The organism is Actinomadura darangshiensis, assembly GCF_004349235.1.
GTDB classification, from domain to species: Bacteria; Actinomycetota; Actinomycetes; order Streptosporangiales; family Streptosporangiaceae; genus Spirillospora; species Spirillospora darangshiensis.
Genome location: NZ_SMKY01000359.1, coordinates 1 through 7,978 on the forward strand (window position 1 = coordinate 1; position 7,978 = coordinate 7,978).

Here is a 7,978-nt window from a genome sequence, read left to right on the forward strand (position 1 = left end):
AGGGCGTCGTCAACAAGATCAAGTACCTCAAACGGCAGTACTACGGACGCGCCGCCCTCCCGCTACTCCGTAAACGGATACTCCTCACATAAGCACACCCCGTCACCACCGGAATCTTGGAAGAGCCAGCGCGTCGGTGTAGGCGGCCCACACCGGGCCGTGGTCGACCGGGCGGACGCCGGAGCGCAGCCGCTCCGGCTCCCCCGGCGCATAGAAGCGACGCAGCGCAGAAGCCAGCGACGCGACGTCGTCCGGCGTGCAGATCAGTCCGTCGACGCCGTCGCGGATCTGGTCCCCGAACCCGCCCACGTCGGTGGCGATCACCGGGAGGCCGTGCTCGTAGGCCATCCACACGTTCTGCGACGAGGTCGCCGACCGGTAAGGCATGACGAGCGCGTCGGCGGCGGCGAACAGCCCGGGGATGTCGGCCGCCGGCACGTATCCGGGACGGAGTTCGACGCGCGACGTCAGGTCCAGTGACCGGATCAGCTCGCGGGTCTCGTCCAGACCGCCCCAGAACTCGCCCGCGACGGTCAGCGCGACGTCGTCCGGGCCTTCGGCGAGGGCGCGCAGCAGGACGTCCAGGCCCTTGTAGGGGCGGACGATCCCGAAGAACAGCAGTCGGCGCCGCACCTTGTCGTCGCCCGGCGAAACGGCCGCGGAGGCCGGCAGATGCGCGGCCATCTCCACGACCCGCACGGGACGGTCCGTGAGCGTCCGCGCGAGATCGGCCTGGTTCTCGGTGTGGACGAGGACGCCGTCCACCTTTCGCAGCAGCCGCTTCATCAGCGGCTCGTCGTACGGCTTGCGCTCGTGCGGCAGGACGTTGTGGCACAGCGCCACCACCGGCGCGCCGCGCCGCAGACCGGCGAGTACACCCAGGTAGGACGGGACCTGCACGGTGCTCAGCACCACCAGGACGACCAGGTCGCACGAGCGCAGGGCACGGCCGGTGCGCCACCAGCCGTCCGGGCGCCGCCAGTCGAGCCGGTGCCGGGTGGCGGGGAACGGCTCCCCCTCCGGCTCGGAGATCGTCTGCTGCCCCGGGTACAGGAACGACGGGTACTGGGCCCGCCACGACTCGATGGCGACGTCGTGCCCGGCCGCCGCCAGCCGGTGCGCGAGCTCGGTGGTGTGCCGGGCGCCGCCGCCCTTGTAGGGGAACGCCGGCCCGACGATCGCGATGCGCATGCCGCTAGACGTCGCCGCGCGACCGGACGATCAGGTCGGCGAGCAGCGCCAGCGACGCGATGATCAACCCGGTAACGAAGATCATGATGGTGTTGTTGGCGAAGTAGCCGAAGTGCACCACCATGTCGAACACGCCCTTGAGCAGCCCGATCAGGATCAGCCACAGCGCGGGCGGCATCAGCACCTTGAGCGGGTTGAAGTACATGACCATCCGCAGCACCTGCAGGATGTAGCGGTAGGCGTCCTTGGTGAAGTGGAACTTCGACTTCCCGGCCCGCTTGGCGTAGTCGATCGGCACGTACCGGACCGGATGCTGGTTCGACAGGAACGCGATCGTGATCGTGGTGACGCAGGAGAACCCGGGCGGCAGCAGCCGCAGGTACGGCAGCGACACCTCGCGGCGGAACGCGCGCAGCCCCGAGTTCAGGTCGGGGATCCTGGAGTTGGTGAGCCGCTCGGCGACCTTGCGGATGAACCACTTGGCGGGCACCCGCAGCGCCTTGTGCGTCCCCTCCTCGCTGGTGCGCGCCCCGACGACCTGGTCGACGGACGGGTCGGTGTCGAGGACGTCGACGAGCTCGGGGATCCGCTCGTTCGGGTAGGACATGTCGGCGTCGGTCCACACGACGATGTCGCCGCGGGCCTGCTGCGAGCCGATGCGCCGGACGGTGCCGGAGCCGCTGTTGTGCTGGAACGCCAGGATCCGCATGTTCGGGAAGCGGGGGGCCGCCTCCTCCAGCCGGGCGAGCGTCGCGTCCGTCGAGCAGTCGTCGACGGCCAGCAGCTCGTAGGGCTTGCCGCTGTTGTCCATCGCCTTGCAGATGCGCTCGACCTCGTCGATCACGTGGTCCTGCTCGTTGTAGCAGGGCAGGACGACCGTGACATGGACGGGCTCGGGCACGGGCTCCGCATCGGCGGGCGGCTGGGGCGTCGGCTCGGCAGACTTGGTGCTCACGCAGCGCGAGGATACTCGCACCCGTCCACCGTGGGAGACGCTACGGCCGAGCGGGCTCGGCGATCCAGACCTCCATGGACAGTCCCCACGTCCCGCCGGGCGGCTCGGTGAGGGTGCGCCCGTCCTGCCGGGTCCGCAGGTAAAGGACGCGGCGCGGCGTCCCGTACGGGGCGACCTGCTCCCGCTTCGCCGCCATGACCACCGGGTGCCGCCCGGCGGCCGCGACCCGCCCGGCGACGCGCTCGACGTCGCCTCGCGTGGCCTTGCCGGTGGTGCGCGCGGCGGGCAGCCCGCACTCCCCCCGCAGGACCTGGAGGAAGCGGTCGGCGGTGGACTGCTCGATCACCACGACCGAGCTGCGCGGCCGCAGCGCGTCGCACATCCCGTCCACGGCGGCGGCCTCGTGCTGCTCGGTCCGGGTCACCAGGTAGCCGCCGGACGTGATCAGGACCGGCACCAGCATCAGCGCGACACCGGCGATCGTGCCGCCCCGCACGACCTTCGGCCCGTAGCCGAGCCGCCGGACGCGCTTCACCGCCCACGCCGACGCGAACACCGTGAACAGCAGCAGGCCGGGGATGACGAGGCCGATCAGCCGCCGGGACGCCCACGGGTGGTCGGGCGTGATCCCGGGCCTGATCAGCACCTGCGTGGTCGTCCAGACGACCATCGCGTACGGCAGCAGCCATTCCGGGGAGCGTCCGCGCAGCAGCCGCCGCACCAGCAGCGCCGCGCCCAGCGTCGCGAACAGCAGTGCGGGCACGCCGATGTACCAGACGACCCAGTACAGGGACAGCTCCGAGTACTGCCGGGCGCCGTCCACCGGCATGTGCTGGATCCGCTGGATCGTCTCGATGAACCCGGCGTTCATCTCGTCGTCCCGCGTCGCCGGCACCCGCCGGACGGTCTGCACCAGCGGCCGGACCGCGAACCCCGCCATCATCAGCACGGTGAGGACGGCGGCGGCGCCCGGCACCCTCCCCCGCGCGACCGACGCGCCCGCGGCGCGCAGCCGCGTGCCCGCCCGGTCCCAGCGGAGCAGGACGACCATGGCGACCGTGGCGACGAGCACCGCCGCCGCGATGGCGAGCAGCGGCTTCAGGGAGGAGTCCAGGTAGGACAGGTACGGCCGGGACAGCGCGTAGCCCTCGGCCAGCCCGGCGCCCGCGCCGAGCAGCAGGCCGCCCGCGGTCCAGTACCCGCCCGGACGCCGGCGCGCGATGAGGAGCCCGGCGAACACCAGCACCGGCAGGATGTCGCGCAGCCCGTCGATGCGGACGAGCACGATCAGCCCCAGCGCGGCCGCGCCGAGGAACGCCTTGGGGCCGGCGACCCGCCCGGTCTCCCGCCGGACGTCGTACAGCAGCGACAGGCCGCCCAGCAGCAGGACGATCGCGGGCAGCTCGCTGAAGGTGTTCCGGGAGACGTACAGCATCGGCAGGGTCAGGGCGAGCAGCAGCGCCCCGGCGGGCGCCCAGCGCGGGCCGACGAGCCGCGCGACCAGCCCCGCGAACGACAGCACGCAGCACGCGCCGAGCAGCGGCGCCATCAGCACGATCCCGTGCGTGCCGCCGATCCATCCGGCGGGCGCCAGCACCAGCGGCCATCCCGCCATGAACTGCGGGACGACCGCGCCGTCGTGCTGGTAGAAGGCGGGGCTCTGGAAGGACAGCGCGCCGTCCGGGCCGCCGAACGCCGACTCCATCAGCGGGATCGGCAGCGACCCGTGCCCGGCCAGCCACGTCGCGAACTGGACATAGGACGCCGGGTCCCGGCGGACGACGATCTGCTGCGAGCACATGGCGACCTGGAGCACCAGGAACGCGGCGGCGATGCCGAGGACCGTCCACACCGGCCACCGCTGCACCGCGGCCAGGCCGCCCGGCGCGTTCAGGCTCCCCGGGCGCTCGCCCGCGGTGCCGCCGGCAGGGCCGCCCGGCCGGGACCGGAAACCCAGCCACAGCACCGCGGCCGCGACGGGCATGAACAGCGCGATCGCCGGGGCCGGCCGGAACACGCCCGCCAGCAGCAGCGGGAGGGACACCGCGAGCCACGCGACGACGAGCAGCGCCGGTGCCGTGGTCGCCCGCACGAGCAGCCGGCCCGCGTCCATGATTCCGCCCGTCCCCTGCCCGCGCGCGGCGTCTCCGCCCGCCTGTGTTCCGTCGCTCACCCGTGCGGAGCGTAGCGGCACCGGCCGGATGGTGGCCGCACGACGATCATGCGCGCATAGTCTCGGACCCATGAGCGCACATGCCGGGGCGGCGGGCACGCCCGCGGAACTGCTGCGGCGGCGGGTCGCCGCCGACCCGTCCCGCCCGCTGGTGACCTTCTACGACGACGCGGCCGGCGAGCGGATCGAGCTGTCCGCGCGGACGTTCGACAACTGGGTGGCCAAGACGGCGAACTTCCTCGTGGACGGTCTCGCCGCCGAGCCCGGCACCCGCGTGGTCCTCGTCCTGCCGCCGCACTGGCAGACCGCCGTATGGCTGATGGCCTGCTGGTCCGCCGGTCTCGTCGTCGTGCCCCTGGACCCGGAGGCGGTACGGGCCGGCGGCGCCGAACCGATCGGCGCGTCCGAGCCGTACATCCTGGCAGCGGCCCAGGAGGTGCTCGACGACGTGATGGCGGACGACACGCTCGCGGGCGGAGCCGAGGAGATCGTCGGGCTGTCGCTGCACGCGCTGGGCGGCCCGCTCGCCGAGTGCCCGCCCGGGGTGACCGACTACGCCGCGGAGGTCCGGACGTACGGCGACGGGTTCACGCCGGGGCCCGGAGTGACGCCCGAGGCCCCCGCGATGAGTGTGACAAAGACCACATTCACCGCCGCCGAGCTCGTGGCGGCCGCCCGCGCCGCCGCCGAGAAATGGGAGCTGGACGCCCGCGACCGGCTTCTGGTTGACATGCCGTTCGCCACATTGGACGGGGTACTGACCGGCCTTCTCGCACCACTAGCCTCGGGTGCTTCCGTCATAATCCAACGAAACTTTGACAAAGCCACCCTAGATCGTCGTCTGAACCTGGAGCATGTGACGGTGGTGGCCGGTCTGCCCGGGCCGAATGGCGGATCCGGGTCCCCGTACCGGCTCCCCTGACTTACGCTCTCCTTGCCCTCGTCCCGTAACCCGACCCCCGAAAGCGGGCCTGCCTCCTGTGGGGGATCGCCCCCCACGCCCCCAGGAACCCACTGAGACCCCCGGACCTCGGAGCCCATGAACAGCAACCCGATGTACATGGAGTACGTCGACGACGCCGACCCGCAGCAGGGTCGCGCGCCGCGACGCGGCTGGCGCATCCTCGGATGGATGTGCATCGGGCTGTCGGCGGTCATGGTGGCCGGCTCCCTCACCGCCTACGGCCTGTACCGCCAGGCGTTCGGGAACATCGCGCACGAGGACGTCAACGGGAAGATCGGCCCCAACCGGCCGAAGAAGCTGAACAGCGCGATGAACATCCTGCTGCTCGGGTCCGACACCCGCGCGGGATCCAACGCAAAGTACGGCCGGGCGCTGAAGAACGAGGCGCCCCGCTCGGACACGATGATCCTGCTGCACCTGTCGCCCGGCGGCGGCCAGGCGATGGGCATCAGCTTCCCCCGCGACCTGATGGTCCACATGCCGTCCTGCAAGAACCGCAAGGGCGGGACGATCCCGGCGCAGTCCCGCGCCCAGATCAACTCGTCGTTCACCAACGGCGGCGCGGCCTGCGTCATCAAGACGATCGAGAGCATCTCCAACATCCGCGTCGACCACTTCATGCAGGTCGACTTCGCCGGGTTCAAGACCATCACGAGCGCCGTCGGCGGCGTGCCGGTGTGCCTGCCGAAGGCCGTCGACGACCCCAAGTCCGGGCTCAAGCTGAGCAAGGGCCAGCACAAGATCAAGGGCGAGCAGGCGCTGGCGTACGTGCGGGTCCGGCACGGGCTCGGCGACGGCTCCGACACCGACCGCATCAAGCGGCAGCAGAAGTTCATGGGCGCCCTCGCCAGCAAGGCGCTGAGCGCGGGCGTGCTCAGCAATCCCAAGACCCTCTACACGCTGATGAACGCGGTCACCAAGTCGCTCACCACCGACGAGGAGATGACGCCGCAGGTCATGAAGGACCTCGCCCAGGAGATGCAGGGCCTGACCTCCGGCAAGCTGCGGTTCGTGACCGTCCCGTCCGGCCCCGATCCGGTCGACAAGAACCGGGTGGCGCTCACCGACGCCGCCCAGCCGTTCTTCGAGTCGGTCCGCAACGACAAGACCGTGCCGAAGGAGCCCAAGCAGCCGGGCGCCGCGAAGATCCCGCCGAGCCAGGTGCGGGTGCGGGTCTACAACGGCAGCGGCATCGACGGCCAGGCCGGCCGCGTCGCCGACGACCTGGAGCAGCAGGGCTTCCAGGTCACCGTCGGCGGCAACGCCCCGGCCACCGCGCCGACCACTAAGGTGCTGTACGGTTCCGGTGCCGACCAGCAGGCCCAGACCCTGAGCGCGCTGATCCCGAGCAAGCCGCAGCCCGCGGCTCGCACCAAGGGCGCCACGCCGGGCGTCGTGGACCTGGTCGTCGGACGGAACTGGACGAAACTCAACAACGCCGGCGGCGGCATCCCGAAGCAGCAGGGTGAGATCAGCGCCAGCGACGACATCTGCAAGGGGACGTGACCGGGCAGCCCGCGTATGAGCTACAGCACCAGGCCCTCCGAGGCCGGAACGGCAGAGACCGAACAGCCGTCGTCCACGGATCAGGTGGCGCCCGAGCCGCGGGCGCCGGGTGACGCGGGCACCACCGCGTCCGGCGGGCCCGCCGCGGCGGCCCGCCCGCAGCGGCGGCGCGACCCCTTCTTCGACAACGCCAAGTACTTCGCCATCCTGCTGGTGGTGGCCGGGCACTGCCTGGCGAACCTGCTGAACGTCCCGATGGCCAAGGGCCTGTACATCTTCATCTACATGTTCCACATGCCGCTGTTCATCGTGGTCACCGGCTACTTCTCGCGGAACTGGACGTTCGCCGGCGGCAAGGCGCGCAAGCTCATCACCAACGTCGGCGTCCCGTACGTGGTGTTCGAGATCGCCTACTCGCTCTACGACTGGCTCGCCGGCCGCAACGACCTCGAGATCAGCATGCTGAACCCGTACTACCTGACGTGGTTCCTGTGCGCGCTGTTCATGTGGCGGCTGTCCACCCCGGTCTGGCAGCAGATCCGCTGGCCCCTCGCCGTGGCGCTGGTGTTCGCGCTGCTGTCGTACATGAGCGACCTCGGCGGGACGTTCGACATCCACCGGGTGATCGGGCTGCTGCCGTTCTACGTGCTCGGCCTCACCCTGAAGCCGCACCACTTCGAACTGCTGAAGAGACCGGCCGCGCGCCCGATCGGTGCCGCCGTGCTCGCCGCCGGCCTCGGCGGCACCTACCTCGTCATGAACCACATGTCGCGGGAATGGATCTACTGGAGAACCCCCAACTTCGGGCTCGACGTCGGCAACTTCACCGGCACCATGATGCGGCTCGCCATGTTCGCCTGCGCGTGCGTGTTCGTCGCCGCGTTCCTCACCCTCATCCCCCGCGGGCACCACTGGTTCAGCCGGCTCGGTGCCTACACGTTGTACGCTTACCTGCTGCACGGGTTCGTGATCCGGCTGCTGGACTTCACCGGCTGGTGGGGCGCGGACTGGATGCACACCCCGCCCGGGGTGGTCATCGTGGTCGGCTGCGCCGTGGTGGTCGGTACGCTCCTGTGCACGCCCCCTGTCGTCCGGACGATGCGCTGGGCGCTCGAACCCAAGATGACCTGGGTGTTCACCCCCCTGCGACGCCCCGCCCGCTCCCGCTAAAGGGCAGACCACACGGAGA

At 71.0% G+C, this 7,978-nt stretch carries 6 protein-coding genes; 3 read left to right on the forward strand and 3 right to left on the reverse strand.

Annotated elements, in window-relative coordinates; genetic code table 11:
• Positions 1-102 precede the first annotated feature (102 nt).
• The 3 genes from E1293_RS41370 to E1293_RS41380 are packed head-to-tail and all read right to left on the reverse strand — an operon-like array spanning position 103 to position 4,319.
• A complete protein-coding gene (locus E1293_RS41370) occupies positions 103-1,191 on the reverse strand; it encodes a glycosyltransferase family 4 protein (RefSeq protein ID WP_132204688.1) in 1,089 nt (362 codons plus the stop codon).
• Positions 1,192-1,195: 4 nt separating this feature from the next.
• On the reverse strand, positions 1,196-2,146 hold the full coding sequence (locus E1293_RS41375; RefSeq protein ID WP_132204690.1) for a glycosyltransferase family 2 protein: 951 nt from the start codon (positions 2,144-2,146) through the stop codon (positions 1,196-1,198).
• Between the two features lie 40 nt (positions 2,147-2,186).
• Positions 2,187-4,319, reverse strand: coding sequence for a hypothetical protein (locus E1293_RS41380; RefSeq protein ID WP_243717342.1), 2,133 nt, complete (start codon positions 4,317-4,319; stop codon positions 2,187-2,189).
• A gap of 70 nt (positions 4,320-4,389) precedes the next feature.
• Between E1293_RS41380 and E1293_RS41385 the strand changes: the two genes are divergently transcribed.
• The 3 genes from E1293_RS41385 (at position 4,390) to E1293_RS41395 (ending at position 7,959) form a co-directional block, all read left to right on the forward strand.
• On the forward strand, positions 4,390-5,241 hold the full coding sequence (locus E1293_RS41385; protein ID WP_132204692.1) for a TIGR03089 family protein: 852 nt from the start codon (positions 4,390-4,392) through the stop codon (positions 5,239-5,241).
• A 117-nt stretch (positions 5,242-5,358) separates the two neighbouring features.
• Complete coding sequence (locus tag E1293_RS41390) at positions 5,359-6,789, forward strand: LCP family protein (protein WP_132204694.1); 1,431 nt, start codon at positions 5,359-5,361, stop codon at positions 6,787-6,789.
• Positions 6,790-6,804: 15 nt separating this feature from the next.
• Positions 6,805-7,959: an acyltransferase family protein gene (locus tag E1293_RS41395; protein WP_132204696.1), complete on the forward strand. Its 1,155-nt coding sequence runs from the start codon at positions 6,805-6,807 to the stop codon at positions 7,957-7,959.
• Positions 7,960-7,978 lie beyond the last annotated feature (19 nt).